Annotated in this window: 16 protein-coding genes; 11 read left to right on the forward strand and 5 right to left on the reverse strand. The window is 37.8% G+C overall.

Going from position 1 to position 20,856, the window contains the following annotated elements:
• Nucleotides 1–83: 83 nt before the first annotated feature.
• The 7 genes from QF044_RS16075 to QF044_RS16105 all read left to right on the forward strand — a co-directional run bounded on the left by QF044_RS16075 (nucleotide 84) and on the right by QF044_RS16105 (nucleotide 10,346).
• Nucleotides 84–2,927, forward strand: coding sequence for a T9SS type B sorting domain-containing protein (locus tag QF044_RS16075; RefSeq protein WP_307269368.1), 2,844 nt, complete (start codon nucleotides 84–86; stop codon nucleotides 2,925–2,927).
• A gap of 113 nt (nucleotides 2,928–3,040) precedes the next feature.
• Nucleotides 3,041–6,436: a T9SS type B sorting domain-containing protein gene (locus QF044_RS16080; protein ID WP_307269371.1), complete on the forward strand. Its 3,396-nt coding sequence runs from the start codon at nucleotides 3,041–3,043 to the stop codon at nucleotides 6,434–6,436.
• 199 nt (nucleotides 6,437–6,635) lie between these two features.
• The gene (locus tag QF044_RS16085; protein ID WP_307269374.1) at nucleotides 6,636–7,424 is read left to right on the forward strand and encodes a hypothetical protein; all 789 of its coding nucleotides are present in this window, start codon (nucleotides 6,636–6,638) and stop codon (nucleotides 7,422–7,424) included.
• 203 nt (nucleotides 7,425–7,627) lie between these two features.
• Nucleotides 7,628–8,401: a DUF6759 domain-containing protein gene (locus QF044_RS16090; RefSeq protein WP_307269376.1), complete on the forward strand. Its 774-nt coding sequence runs from the start codon at nucleotides 7,628–7,630 to the stop codon at nucleotides 8,399–8,401.
• A 99-nt stretch (nucleotides 8,402–8,500) separates the two neighbouring features.
• Complete coding sequence (gene trmB, locus QF044_RS16095) at nucleotides 8,501–9,178, forward strand: tRNA (guanosine(46)-N7)-methyltransferase TrmB (protein ID WP_307269378.1); 678 nt, start codon at nucleotides 8,501–8,503, stop codon at nucleotides 9,176–9,178.
• A gap of 17 nt (nucleotides 9,179–9,195) precedes the next feature.
• Complete coding sequence (locus tag QF044_RS16100; RefSeq protein ID WP_307269380.1) at nucleotides 9,196–9,891, forward strand: DUF6759 domain-containing protein; 696 nt, start codon at nucleotides 9,196–9,198, stop codon at nucleotides 9,889–9,891.
• A gap of 8 nt (nucleotides 9,892–9,899) precedes the next feature.
• Nucleotides 9,900–10,346 carry a DUF6759 domain-containing protein gene (locus tag QF044_RS16105; protein WP_307269383.1) on the forward strand — a complete coding sequence of 149 codons (447 nt, stop codon included), beginning with the start codon at nucleotides 9,900–9,902 and terminating at the stop codon, nucleotides 10,344–10,346.
• A 107-nt stretch (nucleotides 10,347–10,453) separates the two neighbouring features.
• Here the strand turns inward: QF044_RS16105 and rpsB are convergent, their stop codons facing one another.
• The 3 genes from rpsB to rplM form a co-directional block, all read right to left on the reverse strand.
• A complete protein-coding gene (gene rpsB / locus QF044_RS16110; RefSeq protein ID WP_034746531.1) occupies nucleotides 10,454–11,215 on the reverse strand; it encodes a 30S ribosomal protein S2 in 762 nt (253 codons plus the stop codon).
• Between the two features lie 182 nt (nucleotides 11,216–11,397).
• Nucleotides 11,398–11,784, reverse strand: a complete 387-nt coding sequence (gene rpsI / locus QF044_RS16115) for a 30S ribosomal protein S9 (protein WP_042722891.1) — start codon at nucleotides 11,782–11,784, stop codon at nucleotides 11,398–11,400.
• Nucleotides 11,785–11,790: 6 nt separating this feature from the next.
• Nucleotides 11,791–12,246 carry a 50S ribosomal protein L13 gene (gene rplM, locus QF044_RS16120; protein ID WP_034706094.1) on the reverse strand — a complete coding sequence of 152 codons (456 nt, stop codon included), beginning with the start codon at nucleotides 12,244–12,246 and terminating at the stop codon, nucleotides 11,791–11,793.
• A gap of 486 nt (nucleotides 12,247–12,732) precedes the next feature.
• Here rplM and QF044_RS16125 point away from each other — a divergent pair, with 486 nt between their 5' ends.
• Nucleotides 12,733–13,839, forward strand: a complete 1,107-nt coding sequence (locus QF044_RS16125) for a DUF3667 domain-containing protein (protein WP_307269389.1) — start codon at nucleotides 12,733–12,735, stop codon at nucleotides 13,837–13,839.
• On the opposite strand, the gene QF044_RS16130 is transcribed toward QF044_RS16125, so the two are convergent.
• Nucleotides 13,836–14,168, reverse strand: a complete 333-nt coding sequence (locus QF044_RS16130) for a hypothetical protein (RefSeq protein ID WP_307269392.1) — start codon at nucleotides 14,166–14,168, stop codon at nucleotides 13,836–13,838. The genes QF044_RS16125 and QF044_RS16130 overlap by 4 nt on opposite strands.
• 185 nt (nucleotides 14,169–14,353) lie before the next feature.
• On the opposite strand from QF044_RS16130, the gene QF044_RS16135 reads away from it, so the two are divergent.
• The 3 genes from QF044_RS16135 (at nucleotide 14,354) to QF044_RS16145 (ending at nucleotide 19,319) form a co-directional block, all read left to right on the forward strand.
• Nucleotides 14,354–17,701: a methylmalonyl-CoA mutase family protein gene (locus tag QF044_RS16135; protein ID WP_307269394.1), complete on the forward strand. Its 3,348-nt coding sequence runs from the start codon at nucleotides 14,354–14,356 to the stop codon at nucleotides 17,699–17,701.
• A gap of 120 nt (nucleotides 17,702–17,821) precedes the next feature.
• Nucleotides 17,822–18,592, forward strand: coding sequence for a hypothetical protein (locus tag QF044_RS16140; protein WP_307269396.1), 771 nt, complete (start codon nucleotides 17,822–17,824; stop codon nucleotides 18,590–18,592).
• Between the two features lie 16 nt (nucleotides 18,593–18,608).
• Nucleotides 18,609–19,319: a diphthine--ammonia ligase gene (locus tag QF044_RS16145; RefSeq protein ID WP_307272053.1), complete on the forward strand. Its 711-nt coding sequence runs from the start codon at nucleotides 18,609–18,611 to the stop codon at nucleotides 19,317–19,319.
• A 30-nt stretch (nucleotides 19,320–19,349) separates the two neighbouring features.
• Here QF044_RS16145 and QF044_RS16150 read toward each other — a convergent pair whose 3' ends face one another.
• Entirely contained in the window at nucleotides 19,350–20,759 is a 1,410-nt protein-coding gene (locus QF044_RS16150; RefSeq protein WP_307272055.1) for a pyridoxal-dependent decarboxylase, read from the reverse strand.
• Between the last annotated feature and the right edge of the window lie 97 nt (nucleotides 20,760–20,856).

The following is a 20,856-nucleotide window of genomic DNA, read 5'->3' on the forward strand; positions in this document are numbered from 1 at the left end:
CCAAAAACCAATAATTTTTAACTATTATACAATTACACATCAAATATTCTCTTATTTTTGCGACAATCATAATTCCCATATAAATGAAAAATTTTTTACTAACTTTTCTTCTACTTTTTTCAGCTATAAACTCACTTTCTGCCCAAAGGGATACAGAACATTGGTTTGCTCCTATGGCTGCAAGAAGTACAAATGTCATTAACCCGCAACAGGCACTGTATTTCTCAACAGATTCCACTACTCCGTTTCCTGTGGAAATTTATAGTAACAATACATTGCTGGGAACCGTAACCGTTGCAAAAGGGGCGCCTCAGACCTTTACAGTTCCCTTGGGAAGTATTATCACGAGCAATACTTCCGAGCTGTTCACAACAGTAAATAAGGGACTTTATACTAAAGGTACAAAGCCATATTTTGTAACCCTTAGATTTTCGGTAAGCAGCCACGGAGAGATTCTTACCTCAAAAGGAAAAGCCGGAATCGGTAAAAAGTTTTATGCGGTAGTTTCACCTATAGAAAACCCGGTTGTTGCACTAAATTTCACGACCGGTGTTATGGCTACTGAAGATAATACTACAGTGACTGTTTCAAACTATTCTCCTGACGTTATATTTGCCAACGGATGGACAGGTGTTACCAACCCAACTCTTACATTTACTCTTAATAAAGGCCAGTCCTACATTGTTGAAGGAGTTGGAGATAAAGCCGGAAATAAAGAGGGCTTCATAGGAGCTAAAATAGAAGCAGACAAGCCTGTTTCGGTGACCAATGGAAATTTTAACGGGCAGTTTGCCATTATTCCGGCAGGAGGCTACTTTGATGGAGCTGATATTGTAATGGATCAGTCTGTTCCAACAGACAGGCTGGGAAATGAGTTCGTTCTTGTAAAAGGAAACGGAGACATCAGTGAGAGAATGGAAGATGCTCTGATCGTAGCTACCGAAGGTGGTACACAGGTATTTATTAACAACGGTACAACTCCGGCAGTTACTTTAAGTGAAGGAGAAAGCTACAGAGTGAATAAACTTAATAACACCAATTATATCAATCAAGGTAACAATCATTATAATATGTACATCAAAACTACCAAAAATGTTTATGTGTACCAATTATTGGCAGGCGTTTCAAACAGTAATGCTACAGTTGGATTCAACTATATTCCGCCTTTGAACTGCTATCTTCCAAGGAGAATTGATGAAATTGGAAATATCAATATCCTGCCTCCTACCACCAATAATGTTAAACTGAATATCCTGACAGAGACTGGTGCTGCAGTCACTGTAAATGGAGCCACACCTCCTGCAGCTCAGGGACCTTATGTTGTATCAGGAACGTCTTCATGGGTATCTTATTCTGTTCCGAATGTTACAGGAAACGTTACCATCACCTCATCGAAAGCTGTAACGGCAGGAATTTCAGGAGGAAGTGGTGTAGTAGGTTATGGTGGATATTTTGCAGGATTTTCTTCCATCCCTGTTATCGCCAAGCAGACCGGTGAATGTATTCCCGGCATTGTGCTTGAAGTAGACGACAGCTTTGATTCTTACCAATGGTACAGAAATAACAATCCTATTTCTGGTGCCGTATCTAATTCCTATATCCCGACACAATCAGGTGAATATACGGTAAAGATTACCGTAGGATCATGCCCTCCTATAACCACTCCGGTTTATAAAGTTTTTACTTGTCTTACAGAAACAACATTAAACGAAACAGTATGCGACGGTGTGAAACTGATCGTCCCTACATTTACCAACTCTACTCAGTCTGTAGTACCCGGAAGCGTTATAATTGTTACGCCTCCTACTAATGGGAATGCAGTGGTTGATCCTACAACTGGGGTGATCTCCTATGCTCCTGCTTATAATTATGTTGGCCCCGACTCCTTCGTCTACAAATTCTGTGGAAATAACCCTGATTTCACAGACTGTGAGGAAGTGACCTTAAATTTAACTGTTTCGGAAAGCCCTGTGGTCAACAATGCGGCTTTAAGAGCTTGCTACCTGGACAACAACCCTGTAACAGGATTATTTAACCTTACCAATGCATCGGTAACGATTCAGCCTGGGGTGACAAAAAAATATTATCCTTCTCCTACAGATGCTCACAACAGCACCAACGAGATCCTGAATCCAGCTAATTATATCGCTCCTAGCGGTGTGGCTTATGTAAAAGTGAGCAACGCAAACGGATGTTACAGAATTGCAGAAATTACACTTACCGTTCTTGCTCCTGTAAAGTCTGATGTTCTTGTTGATAAGATAATCTGCGTGGAAGATAAAACAACACTTGATGCAGGTCCTGGTTTCAGTGGCTATGAATGGAGTACCGGTGCAACCACCCAAGCTATTCAGAATGCAGGAGTAGGAACTTATTGGGTAAGGCTGAAAACAGGTGACTGCACCACCCTGCAGACGGTGAAGGTATATGCTTCGGACCAGCCGGTTGTTTCAAATATTGACATTTCAAATACCACAGTTACGGTATATGCTATAGGTGAAAATCCTCCTTACCAATACTCTCTTGATAATATCCAATGGCAGGATTCCAATATATTTACAGATGTTGCGAGAGGTATTTCAGCAGTATATGTAAAAGACGGTTATAATTGTGTCCCTATCAAGGTGGAAATTACCATCCCAAATCTCATCAATGCTATTACACCTAACGATGACGGTGTCAATGATGTGCTCGACTATTCTCTGTTAGCAGGGAAAAAGAACTTACAGTTTACCATTTATGACCGATATGGAAGCAAAATATTCCAGGGAGATCAATTTAATGGGTATAAATGGAACGGAACTCTGGGCGGAAGCAAAAAAGTTTCTACCGGAAACTACTGGTTTGAGATCCACTGGAATGAGCCTGCGGGCAAGCAGACCGCTGTAAAATATACAGGCTGGATTCTGGTAAAAAGCAGAGAATAATAATTGAAAAATATAAGTTTCAAAACCGCAATTTTTTTATTGCGGTTTTTTTATTAATTTTCGAAGTAATCAATTCTTTTTATTATTAAATTTGTGTTAAACTCACTATCTGAATGAAGAAAATTTTATCTTTTTTATTTATACTTTGTTTTTTCACCTTAAACCTTGCTCAATTAGACCGGGAACATTGGTTTGCACCTATGGTAGACAGAACAACAAATCCCAACCCCTACCAAAAATTATACTTATCGACTAATAGAACGACACCTTTTCCTGTCAGCATATATAACAACAATGTGTTGATCGGTACGGTAACTATTAGTAAAAATAGTCCCCAAAAATTTGATGTCTTAAGAACCTATATTATTACTTCCAATCAGGCAAATTTATTTACCCCCACAACCAAAGGGTTATACCTAAAGGCAGAATTCCCTTTTTATGCCAACCTGAGATTTTCTGTATTTAATCACGCTGAGATTATTACTTCAAAAGGAATTTCTTCGACGGGAAAAAACTTTCATGTAGCCTATGCACCCATTAAGGTCATCAATCCCATCTTAAATTTTATGACCAGTATTCTTGCCACTGAAGATAATACAACGGTTACAGTCAGTGGTTATAAGCCAGCCGTTGAATTTTCAAACGGAACGACAGGAGTTACTAATCCTACTATGACTTTTAGCCTCAATAAAGGTCAGTCTTATATGATTGACGGAAAAGGCTCCATCGCTGGAAATTCTGACGGCTTCATTGGTGCAAAGATCAGTTCAAACAAACCGGTAAATGTAACCAACGGAAATTTTAACGGACAGTATGCAGGAAACTTTATAAGCAGCTCTGATATTTTAATGGATCAGTCTGTGCCGGTGGAAAAACTGGGAACAGAATTTGCCCTTGTTAAAGGCAATGGGAGCATAACATCCAATATGGAAACAGTTCTGGTTATTGCTACGGAAAATAATACACAAATTTTTGTAAATGATGAGATACCACCTCTCGCCACTTTAAATGTCGGTGAATATTTTATAATTCCAAGTTCCAAATATAAGCTTCAAGGAAACAACCATTATAATCTTTATCTAAAAACGTCTAAAAATGCTTATGTCTATCAACTACTCGCTGGAGCGGCTTCGACAAGTGAGATTGCTACGGGTGGATTCAATTTTATTCCTGCCCTGAACTGCTATCTACCAAAACAGATCAATGAATTAGGGCTTATCGATGAAAATTTTGTTCATTCTAATGCCAATCCATCAGGGGTTCTCAATATTCCAACAAAATTGAATCTCATTACAGAAAAAGGAGCTAACGTCACTGTAAATAATGTTATTCCTCCAGCTTCAACCGGTCCTTTTAATATGACCGGCACCAACAACTGGGTCACTTATGGCATTCCTAATGTAACAGGAACAATCACGATAGTTTCAGATAAAGCGATCACAGCTGGGATCAATGCAGGAAGTGATGCGGTAGGATATGGAGGCTTTTTTGCAGGTTTTCCAACTCAGCCTGTTATCTTAAGGTCTGGGGGGACATGCGTTCCAGGTATTGTGCTCACGGTAGACCCGGTTATTTATGACACCTATCAGTGGTATGTGAATGGAAATCTTATTTCAGGAGCAACAGGATCCTCCATTACTCCCACACAATCAGGATATTACACCTGTTCAGTAACGATGGGAAGATGTGCTCCTTTGGTGACAGAGCAGTTTAAAGTACTGAACTGTACTAAGCTTAGTACTTCATCTTATAATGTATGTAACACACAAACTGTTATTCCCCAATTCACTAGCTCAACACAAACTCCGGTACCTTCAACAGTTTCCATTGTTACAGCTCCTACTTTAGGCACAGCAGTAATAGATCCTGTAACAGGCATCATTAACTATACCGTTACCACACCCGGAACTCCGGGAACAGATACTTTCACCTATACATTCTGTGGAGACGACCCTGTTTTTACGGATTGTGAAACGGTAACTGTTACTCTTAATATTCTTGCCCTTACGGTCATGAATGTAACACTTCATGAATGCGATATTAACGGACAAGGAACATTTGACCTTACTTCCGCTAATGTAACGAACAATTCGCCAGTAAGTATTACCTACTACCCAACCATGGCAGATGCCATTACAGAAAATCCGGGTGCGCTAATCACAGGAGCAAATGCTTACACAGCTCCGAATGGCACCATTGTGTATGCTGTCGTAAAAAATAATATAGGCTGTAAAAGTATAGCTCAGATCACTCTTTCTTTGTACAATCTGGCTGTAGTAACAAACAACTACAACGGTATTTTCTGTGATGATAATATGGATGGAACCGTTACCGTTATACTATCTAATGTAACAGGCATTGTTCTTAACAACCCAGCCTATTTTACCAATGTAAGATATTACGCTTCACTTGCTGATGCCAATGCTGGCAATAACAATACACTTCCTAACAACTGGAGCTATACAGCTACCACAACGATCTACATAAGAGTAGAATCTCCAGATGGTTGCGCTGTTGTTGTGAAGCCATTACAGTTCAGTATAGGAGCCAGAATTCCTTTGATAACAACGTCTGTAGTTACCAGCATTTGTGATGATGACCTGGACGGAATAAAAACAGTTAATCTGGCACAATTCATACCTCAGTTTACTGCAGACCCGAATGTTACCTATACCTTCCATGGAACGCTGGCCGATGCACAGAATGACACGAATGCAATATCAGCAACAATAAATATTACCGGAACGCAGATCTTTTATATCAGATTCGAGAAAAACGGTATATGTCCAGAAGTAGGATCTGTGAAAATAACAGTAAAAAAACCCAAGAAATCAGATCTTTTAAAAGATAAGATCATCTGTCCTAAAGCAACTACGACTTTAGATGCTGGTCCCGGATTTGAAAAATACTTGTGGAGCACAGGAGCTACTTCTCCTTCTATTACCAATGTTCCTGTAGGAAGTTACTGGGTGGAACTTACCTTTAATGGATGTGTTTACAAGCAGTATGTTACTGTTACAGAGTCTCCTATTCCGATGATCACTTCTATCGAAATTAATGGAAGTACGGTAACAGTTGGAGTAAGCGGCGGTACACCTCCTTATGAGTATTCTCTGGATGGGGTAACCTGGCAGTTTTCAAACGTTTTCTACAATGTACCACGGGGTGGACATAGTGTTTTTGTAAAAGACTCAAATTTCTGTGAAGAAGTTACAAAGCCCTTTGCTATTATCAACCTGATCAATACGATTACTCCTAATGGAGACGGACATAATGAAGAGATCAATTATTCAGCTTTAATGAGCAATACTAATCTGGAATTCAGAATATTTGACCGTTACGGATCTGAAATCTTCAGAGGAAGTCCAAGCAACAGATACACTTGGGACGGAAGATTAGGTGGAAGGCCTGTACCTACAGCTACTTACTGGTATTATATTAGCTGGACAGAATATGGCACAGGAATTTCTGTAAAATACACGAGCTGGCTGCTTTTAAAAAATAAATAGCTTGGTTTAACAAAATATTTATTGTCTTTTAGCTAAAATAGTATGGTTTTACCTGCAATTCATCTGTATACTTTTAATTTATTTAAGTTTATAACATTCATTAACAGTTTAATGTTAAAGTTTAATATAACTTTAACCAGTAATTACCATCTAAACAGGTATAAATTGTTGTATTTCTGCGTAATTTTGCCCCAATTATATGAAGAAGCTAATTACCCTATTAATGCTGGTTTTTCTAGCAAAAGTCAGTGCACAGATATATTCCGGAGATGTATTTTTAAGAGACAATTCTATCTTGTATCTCAATCAGGTTTATGTAACCAATCTGAATACCCAGAAAACAGTGCTTACTGACTACAATGGTAGTTATAATATTCCTGCAGTTCCCGGTGATGTGATCCGTTTTACATCCATCGTTACAGAGCGGAAAGATATCAGGCTTACTCCCGAGATGATACAGCAGAAAAATTTAATTGAATTAAAAATTGCATATTACGAGATCCAGGAAATTGTACTCAGCAGGTTCAAGCCTACGGGAAATCTAAGGTATGATGTAAATTCTATAAGAAAAGTAGATAAGGCTCTGGCTCTGAAAAAAGTAATCGGACTTCCTGAACCAAAAGGCGACGGAACATCTCCTGAACTTCCGGTTGCGGGATTAAGGGATGGTGGACTTACTTTCAGCCTGGAGAGTATTTATGATATACTTTCGGGGGACAGAAAGAAAAAACAAAGGTATATGGCCTACGAAAGGATGAATAATTCTGTGAGTCAGATCAAGAATTATTTGGGCAAAGATTATTTTGCAAAATTCAAAATTCCTGAAAACCTGATTGACAATTTCCTTCAGTTTGTCTATACTTCAGAAAATATCGAAGCATATGTACTTGCCGGCAATTTTGAGGCGATCAAAATACCTATCGAAAAATACCTGCCAATCTATCAGAAGAGACTTAAAACCTCCAACCTCCAAGAGGTAATTAAATAGATTTTTAATAACAATAACTTTAAAGAAATGTATACTATATAAAATTTATGGTATACATTTCTTTTTTTGTTTAAAATATGCTTAATTTCATGTCACAATTAAACGTTTAAAATAAAAACAGCAGGATGTCGTTATTATGGAGAAAACTAATTGGCCAAACACAGATTAAGAAAAGCTTCAACCTTTTTAATTAATATTTGTCAATGAAAAAATTACTTTTACTTTTTATTTCCATTCTTTCCTTCAACATATCTGCGCAGAAAAAGGGGAAAGATTATACCAATATTATAAAGAGCAAAAACATTTACGAGATCAATGCATTTCTGAGAGATGCACACCCGGATGATCCCCGGAGATCTGTCCTGAAGCCGAGGGTAATGGAACTGATGACACAATATATCAAGGATGCCCATCCCGCTGACCAAAAAGTGAAAGACATGCAGGAAATGCTTGCCCTGCTGAAAAGAAGACCATCTACAAAGATCAGCTTCGATGAAATGAATGCCATTATCAAACAGAAACAGATCGCCAAATACAAGGCAGAACTTGCCGCAAAACAACCAACTGTAGTCTATACTCCAAGTAATGCACAGAACACATTTGTTGTCAATACATCAGCCAATGCCGCTGTTCCGAATGCAGAGGCCGACGAATTCAATCTACTGATGGCAGTAAATCCTGTGGAACACAAAAACAGAACCGTAAAAATATTAAACTCACTGTTTGATAACGATCCCAACTCCAAGGAGAGTATTGTTCTGATCAAAAATAATTCAGACTGCAATATTATTGTGAGAATGGAAGGGGTTGGAACTACCAAATACAGGCTTGCTATCCCTGCCCATGATGAAAGTTCTATTGTTATAACCAAAGGACAATATCTTTTCACCAGTCTGGTCTGCGGGGCACAGTATGCCTCACAAAAAACTATCGAAAAAGCCATTATGGTGGCACTGGGAAGTTCTGCAACACAATAGACGGAAAGCAAATATTCTAAGCACAACTCTTTTATATGTAAAAGGCAGGGCAATCTATGTAAAATTTGCTTATTTTTGCGGGATTTTATAAATGATTCGATGGGCAAAAATAAATTAGCAAGATTCGCTGAAAACAAGACATTACCAAACGTTATCCAGCCTACAAGAGAGGATGCCATCAATGGTATTTCCCTGAAAGGAAACTGGAGAAAAGATTTCTTCAAGAATGAAAATCCGATCGTTCTGGAGCTTGGCTGTGGAAAAGGAGAATATTCTGTAGGACTTGCGAAAACATTCCCTGAAAAAAACTTCATCGGAATAGATATTAAGGGGGCAAGGTTCTGGTTCGGAGCTAAAGAAGCTGTGGAAAATGGCATGAATAACGTGGCCTTCCTAAGAACACAGATCGAACTTGTAGATCATTTTTTTGCCGAAAACGAAGTTGATGAAATCTGGATCACATTCCCCGATCCACAGATCAAATACAAACGTACCAAGCACAGGCTTACGCATCCCGACTTTTTAGAACGATATAAAAAGTTTCTGAAGCCAGGCGGCATTATTCATTTAAAAACCGATTCTGAATTCCTTCATGGTTATACATTAGGATATCTGCAGGGCGCAGGCTATGAAATTATTTCAGCTCATCACGATATTTACGGTGCTCCTGAATATGATCCCGGTACGGAACACCTTAGAGACATAAAAACCTATTACGAAGAACTTTTTTCAGCAAAAGGAAAAACAATAACCTATATAAAATTCCGGATAAGCTGATGGAATAAACCAAATTGATGAAAAAAACTTTAATGACCCTCCTCTTCATTTTCCTGATTTCGGGTTTTACTTCTGCGCAGAAGTCACAGAAAAAAAACAATGAGATCCTGAAAAGCACAAATATCAAAGAAATTGAAGAGTACCTCAGAAAGGCACATCCCGAAGACCCTAAAAGGATGGTGCTAAAACCCAAACTCATCGCTCTGAAGAACGCTGAATGGACAAAAGGTGCCAAATCTTCCAAACCCATGGAAGCCAGGCCCGTAATGACTGATATTCCGAACAGATTCATGAGGAACTCAAGCTCTAATGATGCGGAAGAATTTAAAAAACTTCTTGCAGAAACCTCTGATCAGCACAAAGAAAAAACAGTAAAGCTTCTGAACGCTATGTTTGATGAAGATATTACCTCAAAAGAGGCTGTACTTCTGTTTAGAAATAATTCAGACTGTAATATTGTTCTGAGAATTGAGGGAAAAGATTTTTACAATCTGGCAGTTCCCGCCCATGGAGAGAATTTCATTGTCCTCAACAAAGGTTCATACAGCCTAAACAGTAATGTCTGCGATGTAAGATACTCTTCTCAGAAAGATATAAAAAAAAGTATATTTTTAGTGATTGAAAATCCGGGCTCCCCTAAACATGAAACAGTGAAAGATCCAAAGGAAATGGCACCGGTAAAACCAACAAAAAAGAAAAGATTAAAAAAATAATAGCTGGTATGAAAAAACTGCTTGTGTTTTCAGGAATTTCAATTATTCTGGTCAGCTGCGAAGCTAACTATGCTACCTATCCTGTAAGAACTTCTTATCCTTCGGGTTCTGGAAACAGTGTAGGAAATACTGCAATGAGTACAGAAAGAGAATATAATGAACTGATCAAGACCTATAAGCCTGAAACAGCAGATGTTTTAACCGATCTTCTTAATGAAGACTCTCCTACCAATCCCAGAACGTCTATTTCTGTAGAAAATAAATCACCGTGCAATATGGTTCTTACCGTAAGCGGAAACGGTTTTTTCAAAAAGATACCAATAGCATCAGGCAGAGTGGGTTATACTATGGTTCCTAAAAACCAGAATTACAAATTGTCCGGCATGCTGTGTAATTCATCGTATCAGTCTACAAAATTTATTACCACTTCTCACGCCATAAAGATCAGCAATTAACATAAACTCTCACTCTTTTGAATGGGAGTTTTTTCATGATTAAATATGAATAAAAAAAAACGCTGGACAGAATCCAGCGTTTTTCCTATATTAAAGAAAATCTTTAATTATTCAGCATCGAAATCAGCATCTGTTTCAGCAGATACTTTTTCTCCTTCTTCTTTAGATTTTTCTTTATCAGCTTTTCTTTGAGACTGACCTTCTTTGATAGAATCAGAAACAATGTTTAAGATCATATCAATAGATTTAGAAGCATCATCGTTTCCTGGGATAACGAAGTCTACTTTTCTAGGATCAGAGTTTGTATCAACAATACCGAAAACTGGAATACCTAATTTCTTAGCTTCAGTTACAGCGATGTGTTCTCTCATAATATCTACAACGAAGATTGCAGAAGGAAGACGAACCATGTCAGAGATAGAACCTAAGTTTTTCTCTAAGTTAGCTCTTTGTCTATCTACCTGTAATCTTTCTTTTTTAGATAAAGTTTCGAACGTACCGTCTTTTTTCATTTTGTCGATATGGTTCATTTTCTTTACCGCCTTTCTGATAGTAACGAAGTTCGTTAGCATACCTCCTGGCCATCTTTCTGTAATATAAGGCATATTAAGTTCAGAAGCGTGTTTTGCAACTACTTCTTTCGCTTGCTTCTTAGTAGCTACGAAAAGAACTTTTTTACCTGCAGAAGTTAATTTTTCTAAAGCGCTGCACGCCTCATCTAATTTAACTGCTGTTTTATGTAAGTCTACAATGTGAATACCGTTTTTCTCCATAAAAATGTATGGAGCCATATTTGGATTCCACTTTCTAGTCATGTGACCGAAGTGTACGCCAGCCTCTAAAAGGTCTTTTACATTTGCTTTTGCCATGTTTTCTGTTTTTGTTAGTTTACTTTCCGTCTTTTAAACAATCAACAACTTCTTTAGATGGGAGAAGCGTTTGGATGCTAAACGTAACGGGCAATTTTTTGTTTTGATAAATAGATTTTAGACATAAGATAACAGACCAAAAAAATTCTGAAATCTGAGATCTTGTATCTGAAGTCTGAAAATTAACGTTTTGAGAATTGGAATCTCTTTCTTGCTTTTTTCTGACCTGGCTTCTTTCTTTCCACCATTCTTGCATCTCTCGTAAGTAAACCAGCAGGTTTCAAGGCTAATCTGAATTCAGCATTGATTTCGCATAAAGCTCTTGAAATACCTAATCTGATAGCTTCTGCCTGACCTGTATTACCACCACCGAAAACATTTACGGTAACGTCATACTGACCAACAGTCTCAGAAAGGATAAACGGCTGGTTCAATTTGTAAACCATCACGTCTGTAGAGAAATAAGTTGCAGCATCTTTACCGTTTACTGTAATGTTTCCAGAACCTGGTCTTACATAAACTCTAGCTACAGAAGTTTTTCTTCTTCCGATTTTGTGAACTATAGACATAATTAATTATTTAAATTCGTTAACATTAATTGTTTTAGGCTGTTGAGCTTCATGTTTGTGCTCAGTTCCTTCATATAAATAAAGGTTCTTCAATAAAGCAGATCCTAACCTGTTTTTAGGTAACATACCTTTTACAGATTTCTCCAATACTTTTAAAGAATCTTTCTTTTGAAGTTCAGCCGCAGTCATAGACTTCTGTCCACCAGGATAACCTGTATGCCAGATGTAAGTCTTATCAGCCCACTTATTTCCGGAAAGCGTAATTTTCCCAGCATTCAAAACGATTACGTTATCACCACAATCTACGTGAGGTGTAAAGTTCGTTTTGTGCTTACCTCTCAAAATCTTTGCAACCGTAGAAGCTAGTCTTCCTAACGGCTGTCCTTCAGCGTCTACCACAACCCATTCTTTATTAGCAGTAGCTTTGTTCGCTGAAACAGTTTTGTAACTTAATGTATTCACACGTTTTAGTTAAAGATTAAACATAATTTTCCCCTAAAAGGGTGTGCAAAGGTACAAATAATTTTCGTAACCCAAAAACATATTTTATTTAATCTATTTGAGCATCTTCCTTTTCCTTTGATCAAATGAAACACTTTTTACCTTTACAATTCATTTTCCGTTCGGTAGTTGCAGAATTTCAACTACTTATATTGTAACCCTTACGCACTTCTGATCCTTTTCAAGTTTTAAAATCTTAATAAGAACTTTAAAAAGGCTTTAACAGGCATTAACAACAATTTTACTTTTGGCACAGAACTTGTAAAATGAATCACCGATGAATGAAAAATTTTCGAAGATTCTAAAAACACAAATGATAAAGTAAAGAGTTTGTCCCTCAACTCTTTCTTTATTAACTTTACTTTAAAAATTCCCCTCAAAACTTATCAATGTGATTATTTTATATTGCGAAATATTTATATTTGTGCAAACTATATTACAATATCCATGGGTCACGGAAAAATAAGAGAAGATAAAACATGCCTGAACTGCGGGCATCAGGTCGAAGAAAGATACTGCCCACACTGCGGACAGGAGAATATCGAAAGCCGCCACCCTTTTTATTATCTCTTCACTCACTTTTTTGAAGATTTCACCCATTATGACGGACAGTTCTGGGGAACGATGAAGAATCTTCTTTTCAAACCCGGAAAACTTACTCAGATTTACATGGAAGGGAAAAGAGCCCGGTTTGTACCTCCCGTGAAACTTTATATTTTTATCAGTTTTGTAACATTCCTTTTTATTTCATTCCAAATAACAGATCTGAATTTCGGAAAAGAGGGAGTTCAGATCCACAAAGGAAAAGAAATCAATAATGAAATTAAGAAAGAAGTGGCTAAAAATGAAGAGGTCCGTAATGCTTTACAGTCTCCTGAAGTGGCAAAGGCAGATTCTTTAACCGGCGGGATGCTGGCTCATGCATTAGATTCCTCCCAGATTAATAAGAAAGATGATATAGACGTTGAAAACATATTTACAAGTAAGAGCATTACAAAATCTTTGGGATTAAAGTCTATGGAAGACTTTGATAACAGGGAGAAGAAAAATGGCCAGAAATATCAAACTTTCCGTCCCTTCCTTGCCAAGATTTTTGAACTGGAGGAAAAAGGTCATTCTCCTAATGAGATCACCAATCTGTTTATAAAGAGTTCCATCCATAACCTGCCCAAAGCACTCTTTATATATCTTCCACTATTTGCTTTCCTGCTGTGGATCTTTCACAGTAAAAGAAAATGGTGGTACTTTGATCACGGAGTATTTACACTTCACTACTTTTCCTTTTTACTATTGCTTACCCTGCTGCTTTTTGTATTGAATAAAGTATTAAGCTATTTTGATGAAAATACTTTTATCATGTTCATAAAAGGACTGCTTACCACATCTGCAGTTGTTTACGCAGGATGCTATTTTTTTATAGCTCATTATAAAACATACAGAACCCACCCTGCCCTGACGATACTAGTAGGTGCCCTTCTGTTTTTTATCAACACCATTATTTTCACTTTCTTACTGATGGGTCTGGGAATCGTTAGTTTCTTATTAATGCACTAACGGCGGAGAGACTTATTGGCTCTGAAACTGGCAATTAAATAATATGCCACAAAAACTGTAGAAAATTTCAGGATAGACGGAATAGCAAGCTGGAGGCTAAATAATAAAGTTCCTATCAGAACCAGAACCCCCATTGCCGCAAATGACAGCCCCATTTTCTTAGGCAGGGAAAAATCCGGTGTATCCAGATAATAAGCCAATCCCCAGGCGCAGCCGAAAGCCACAGCATAGTACAGGTCTAATCCTATATTCTGTGTGCTTAAAAAGAAATAATTAATCAGGAAACTGACTACTGTTCCTAAGGCGAAATATATCAGAGCTTTTTGCATATTTATAAAAATAGACTGCAAAAATAGAGAATTTACTTATCTTTTTTAAACGAATGATTGTTAAGATGGGGAAAAGTCAAACATAAGCAAACACATAATCAGCTAATAATCAAATTTATAACCAAAATCAAACGGTTCTTATTTTATTATTATATTTGAAAATTCAGAAATTTTCTAGATTTTTTATGGAAACCCAAAAATATACTCCAACCAATAAAGTGAGAATCGTAACTGCGGCGTCATTATTTGACGGCCACGATGCTGCGATCAATATCATGCGACGCGTGATCCAGGGAACAGGATGTGAAGTCATCCACCTTGGCCACGACAAATCTGCTGAGGAAGTTGTGAATACAGCGATCCAGGAAGATGCCAATGCAATTGCATTAACGTCATACCAGGGCGGTCACAACGAATATTTCAAATATATTTATGACCTTTTAAGAGAAAAAAATTCACCACAGATCAAAATTTTCGGTGGTGGCGGTGGTGTAATCCTGCCTGAAGAAATTGAAGATATCATGTCTTATGGAATCGACAGGATTTATTCTCCGGATGACGGCCGTGAACTTGGTCTACAGGGAATGATTGATGATCTGGTTAAAAGATCTGATTTCGCAACCGGAAAAGATATTACAGCTGATGATTTAGATTCAATTAATTTTGAAAACTCTACCAGCATTGCTAAAATTATTTCAGCAGTAGAAAACTTTTCAGAGGAAAAACCTGAACTGGTAAAAGCAATTGACGAAAAATCAAAAGATTTAAATATTCCGATCATCGGGATCACAGGTACAGGAGGAGCCGGAAAATCTTCTTTAACAGATGAACTGGTAAGACGTTTCATCCGCTCAAATCCTGATAAAAAAATTGCCATTATCTCTATCGACCCTTCTAAAAAGAAGACCGGAGGTGCGTTGTTAGGAGACAGGATCCGTATGAATGCGATCAATGATCCAAGAGTTTATATGCGTTCTATGGCAACAAGAGAAAATAACGTTTCAGTTTCGCCTTTCATCCATTCAGCTTTGAATGTACTGAAACTGGCTCATCCGGATGTTATTATTCTGGAAACCTCAGGGATTGGACAGTCCGGTTCGGAAGTTTCAGATTTTGCTGATGTTTCAATGTACGTGATGACTCCGGAATATGGAGCTTCCACACAGCTTGAAAAAATCGACATGCTGGATTACGCAGATCTTGTTGCTTTAAACAAATCTGACAAACGTGGAGCTCTTGATGCGCTTCAGGCAGTAAGAAAGCAATTCCAGAGAAACCATTTGCTTTGGGAACAGCCGTTGGATGAAATGCCTGTTTATGCTACAAAAGCATCTCAGTTCAACGATCACGGAACTACGGAACTTTACAACAGATTAGTTGCAAAAGTAAACGATAAGTTCTCAGATTTAAATTTACAAGGATTTGTTGAGCAGGAAATTACCGATGAAGTAACAATCATTCCTCCGAAAAGGGTCCGTTATCTTTCTGAAATTGTAGAAAATAACAAGCAGTATGATGCAACAGTAGAAAAGCAGGCCGAGCTTGCCAGAAAAATGTATCATATAGAAGGGGTAAAAAGTTTCTTATCCAATGAAACATTAGACACCGAATATCAAAAAGCTGAAAAAGACCTTCAGCAGGAAAATATTGATTTCCTGAAAACATGGGATGATACAAAAAAAGCGTTCCATGAAGAATTCTATTCTTATTTTGTACGTGGAAAAGAGATTAAGGTGGAAACCTCAACAGAATCTTTATCACACTTAAGGATTCCAAAAATTGCTTTACCAAAATACACTGACTGGGGTGACCTGATCAAATGGAAGGGCCAGGAAAATCTTCCGGGAGGATTCCCTTATACAGCAGGGATTTATCCGTTCAAAAGAACCGGTGAAGATCCTACAAGAATGTTTGCGGGAGAAGGAGGTCCGGAAAGAACGAACAGAAGATTCCATTATGTTTCTGCAGAAATGGATGCAAAACGTCTGTCTACCGCCTTTGACTCTGTAACGCTTTACGGTCAGGATCCAGCATTACCACCGGATATTTACGGTAAGATCGGAAATGCCGGAGTTTCTATCGCGACACTGGATGATGCTAAAAAACTGTATTCAGGATTTGATCTGGTTAATGCAATGACTTCAGTTTCCATGACGATCAACGGTCCGGCTCCCATGCTTTTAGCGTTCTTTATGAATGCGGCCATCGATCAGAATGTTGAAAAATATATTGCTGAACATAAGCTTGAATCTAAAGTTGAAGCTGTTTTAAAAGCCAAATTTGACGACAGAGGCTTGGAAAGACCTAAATATAATGGGGAGCTTCCTCCTTCCAATAATGGTTTAGGTTTAAAACTATTGGGAATTACAGGAGATGAAGTGATTCCTGCTGATGCGTATGCAGAAATCAAGGCAAAAACGATTGCTACAGTTCGTGGAACGGTTCAGGCCGATATTTTAAAAGAAGATCAGGCTCAGAATACCTGTATTTTTTCTACTGAATTTGCCCTAAGATTAATGGGTGACGTTCAGGAGTTTTTTATTACAGAAAAAGTAAGAAACTTCTACTCTGTTTCTATTTCAGGTTATCATATCGCTGAAGCGGGTGCGAATCCGGTTTCCCAACTGGCATTTACACTTGCAAATGGTTTCACTTATGTGGAATATTATTTGTCTAGAGGAATGGATATTAATGATTTTGCTCCCAACTTATCTTTCTTCTTCTCCAACGGTATCGATCCTGAATATTCAGTAATCGGACGTGTAGCAAGAAGAATCTGGGCAAAAGCTATGAAGCTGAAATACGGGGCAGACGAAAGAAGCCAGATGCTGAAATACCACATCCAGACTTCAGGACGCTCTCTTCACGCTCAGGAAATTGATTTCAATGATATCAGAACGACGCTGCAGGCTCTTTATGCAATTTATGACAACTGTAATTCTCTTCACACAAACGCATATGACGAGGCGATTACGACTCCAACTGAGCAATCGGTAAGAAGAGCAATGGCCATCCAATTGATTATCAATAAGGAATTAGGTTTAGCTAAAAACGAAAATCCATTACAGGGGTCATTCATTATTGAAGAACTGACAGACCTTGTAGAGGAAGCTGTGTATACAGAATTCGACAGAATTACAGAGAGAGGCGGTGTTCTTGGTGCTATGGAAACCATGTATCAGCGTTCTAAGATCCAGGAAGAATCTATGCATTACGAATGGCTGAAACATACAGGAGAATATCCGATCATTGGAGTGAATACTTTCCTTGGAAAAGATGGTTCACCAACGGTTCGTCCGGGCGAAGTGATCCGTTCTACTGAAGAGGAAAAGCAGGTTCAGATTGAAACGCTTCATAATTTCCAAAAATCAAATGAGGATAAATCTGAGGAAGCCCTTAAAAAGTTACAATATGCAGCTATTAACCAGCAGAACTTATTTGCTGTGATGATGGATGCCGTGAAATACTGTTCTCTTGGACAGATCACCAACGCTTTATTTGAAGTGGGTGGTAAGTACAGAAGAAATATGTAGTCCTGTCGAACAGACATTTTAAATAATACTGAATGCTATTTCAGTTATATTATAATTTAAACCTCAAGGAATTTTCTTTGAGGTTTTTTGTATTTTTACACAATAGCAATATTTTAACTAATGAAATACATTTTGTTCCTGATAGGAATTATTTTCAGTGGATTCTTCAACGCTCAGGAAGCCAATAATAACCTTCAGGGTTATTTTATGACTAATTCTAAAGAAACGTTATACCCATATTTTGCCTTTGATGGCAACGGAAAGGTTGATATTGCAGGATATGGAAAAGGAGATTACTTTGTAAAAAATGATTCTGTAGTCCTTTTTCCGGATAAGGATATTTTTATTTTTAAGATTTCTAAAAACCGTTTGTCCGGAAATTCATCCTGGGTAAAAAACACCAAATGGGATCTGAAGAAAGACAGCATCGCTGAAAATAACAGAAAAGATGACGCTCTGGCTAAGAAAAACGCACAGCTTCTTTACGAATATTACCGTAAAACAAGAACAAAAACCAATGATCTTGAGAAATTATTTGATGAAAATGCAATGGTAAATTATACAAAAACCATTGATGATTTGTGTACCAGAGGACTTGCAAAGGCATGTATGGAAAAATTTGGATTAATGGTTATGAATGATATTGGAGGAATGGAAGCTGTTTTAAAAAACAAACTGAAAAAGCCTAAACAGAATCCTGAAATTATCAAGCTAGGACAAAAAATCATCAGCATGGGTGAGGTTGAAGGTCATACGGTTTTAGGAAGCTATTATTATAGTCTGGGTGACAAAACCAAAGCCAAGAAAGAATGGCAAACAGCAACTGATAAAGGAAGCACCAAAGCCGGATTAGCACAATTTGAAGCAGAAATGAATGATGCAGCAAAATAAAATGCAGAATGAATTAATGAAACCCAAAGCCGTATTCAACTGGAGCAGCGGAAAAGATTCTGCGCTTGCCCTTTACAAAGTTCTGCAGGAAGACCAGTACGAAGTTACTACCCTGCTTACAAGCATTAATAAAGAATTTCAGAGAATTTCTATGCATGGTGTTCATGTGTCGCTTCTGGAAAAGCAGGCTAAATGTCTGGGTTTTCCTTTGATTAAAATGGAGCTTCCAAAAGAACCGTCTATGGAAGAGTACCGTGATCTCATGAATAAAACGATGGCTGAAATTCAGGCTATGGGAATTACCCAATCGATCTTTGGAGATATCTTCCTGGAAGATCTCCGGAAATACCGTGAAGACCAGCTGAAAACCATCGGAATGAAAGCTGTTTTCCCGCTTTGGAAAAAGAACACGACAGACCTTATCCATGAGTTTCTGGACCTTGGCTTTAAAACGATTGTTACGTGCGTCAACGAAACTTACCTGGATAAAAGCTTTGCAGGAAGGATCATCGATAAAGATTTTATTCGCGATCTGCCGAAAGATATTGATCCATGCGGCGAAAATGGAGAATTTCACACTTTTACTTTCGACGGACCTATTTTTAAAGAGCCTGTTTTTTTTGAAGTCGGGGAAACGGTAAAGAAAACATATCCCAAACCTAAAGCCAGCCCTGAAGATGAAGACGGATCATATATTTTCTGGTTCTGTGATCTGATCCTTAAATAAACCCAGCTTAAAACAAGGAAGTTATGGGTATCATTCCATCTCTGAGATAATTTTATTCATCACATCAAAGATGATCTGAATATCTTTATCACCGGTTCTCCAATTGACAAAAGCAGCCCTGATTCCTTTATGACCATTATAAAAAGTAGGGGTCATAAAAACTTTTCCCGTACCATTAAGCATTTCCAAAAACTTTCCTACTGCATCCTGTTTTCTTTCATCTTTTAAAGTAAAGCATATCGTATTTAGCCGAACAGGAGCCAGAAGTTTAAAGTCATTGCTATTTTTAATCAACTGCCCGAACTGTTGAGATCGTTTTATATTATTTTCTACAATATCCTGATAGCCCTTTTTCCCATAAGCCATGATTGAAAACCATGCAGGAAGTGCTTTTAATCTTCTTGAGTTTTCGGGGAGAAAATTTAAATAGCTAAAGCTTTCCAACGGATCTCCAAGATAAGGAGCATTGGAATTCTGAAAAGTTTCTACCTGTAAAATTTTGTAGTCTTCTTTTACAAAAAAGACAGCACTTTCATAAGGAACATTGAGCCATTTGTGACAGTCAACCGTAATGCTGTCTGCATTTTCCCAGCCGTCAACAAGATGTTTATAAGTTTCTGAACATGCCGCAAAGCCTCCAAAAGCCGCATCAATGTGCCACCAGAAATTATATTTTTCTTTTAATTGGTGTATTGCATTGAAATCATCAAAATCAACTGTATTGACTGTTCCTCCACTGGAAATTAAAATAAATGGTTCTCCGTTAAGTTTCATAATCTGATCTTCCAGATCCGTAATACCGATAGCTTCCCGATCTTCTCCTGCTGTTTTGATCTTTATAATATTACTGCTTCCAATCCCCAAAAGTGACAGGGATTTTATAGATGAAGAATGAGGTGTAGCTGTTAATATATTGATCTTTCCGGAAATACCTTCCTTAGCAATATCCCTTCCCTGTTCTTTTCCAAGCCATTGGCGGGCAACAGCCATGCATGTAAAATTCGACATAGTAGCTCCGGTGACGAAACCTCCCAGAAAATTTTGTGGTAGTCCGAGAAGTTCCAGCAGAATCTTTATGGTTTCGAGCTCCACATTGGCTGAAATGTCTCCCTGTCCTTTTGCAGACTGTGTATTCTGATCATAAATTGTAGCCAGCCAATCACCGGCAATAGAAGCTGGTGTGGATCCTCCTGTGACAAATCCGAGATACCTCGGACCTGATGAGCCTACCATAATCGGTTCAAATCTTTCATTGAATATTCTCAATGTTTCTTCAGTTCCAAAACCAGATTCCGACAGATCTGCTTTACCTGATATTAATGTATTATCTACGGAAGTCATCCTTTCATTGATGTTATTCAGGAATTCAGTTCCCTGTTTCTTTATCATTTCCAGGATATGGTCAATTTGGTCTGAATCGTTTTTCAAGTATTCTTTCATCATGGTTGTGGAGTTAAGGGATAATTTGATCAAAAATATTAAATACTTAGAAACAATTCTCCTGTCTTAGCATAAATTTTGCTTGTCTTTGAGACTT

It is taken from the genome of Chryseobacterium sp. W4I1 (genome assembly GCF_030816115.1).
Taxonomy (GTDB): domain Bacteria; phylum Bacteroidota; class Bacteroidia; order Flavobacteriales; family Weeksellaceae; genus Chryseobacterium.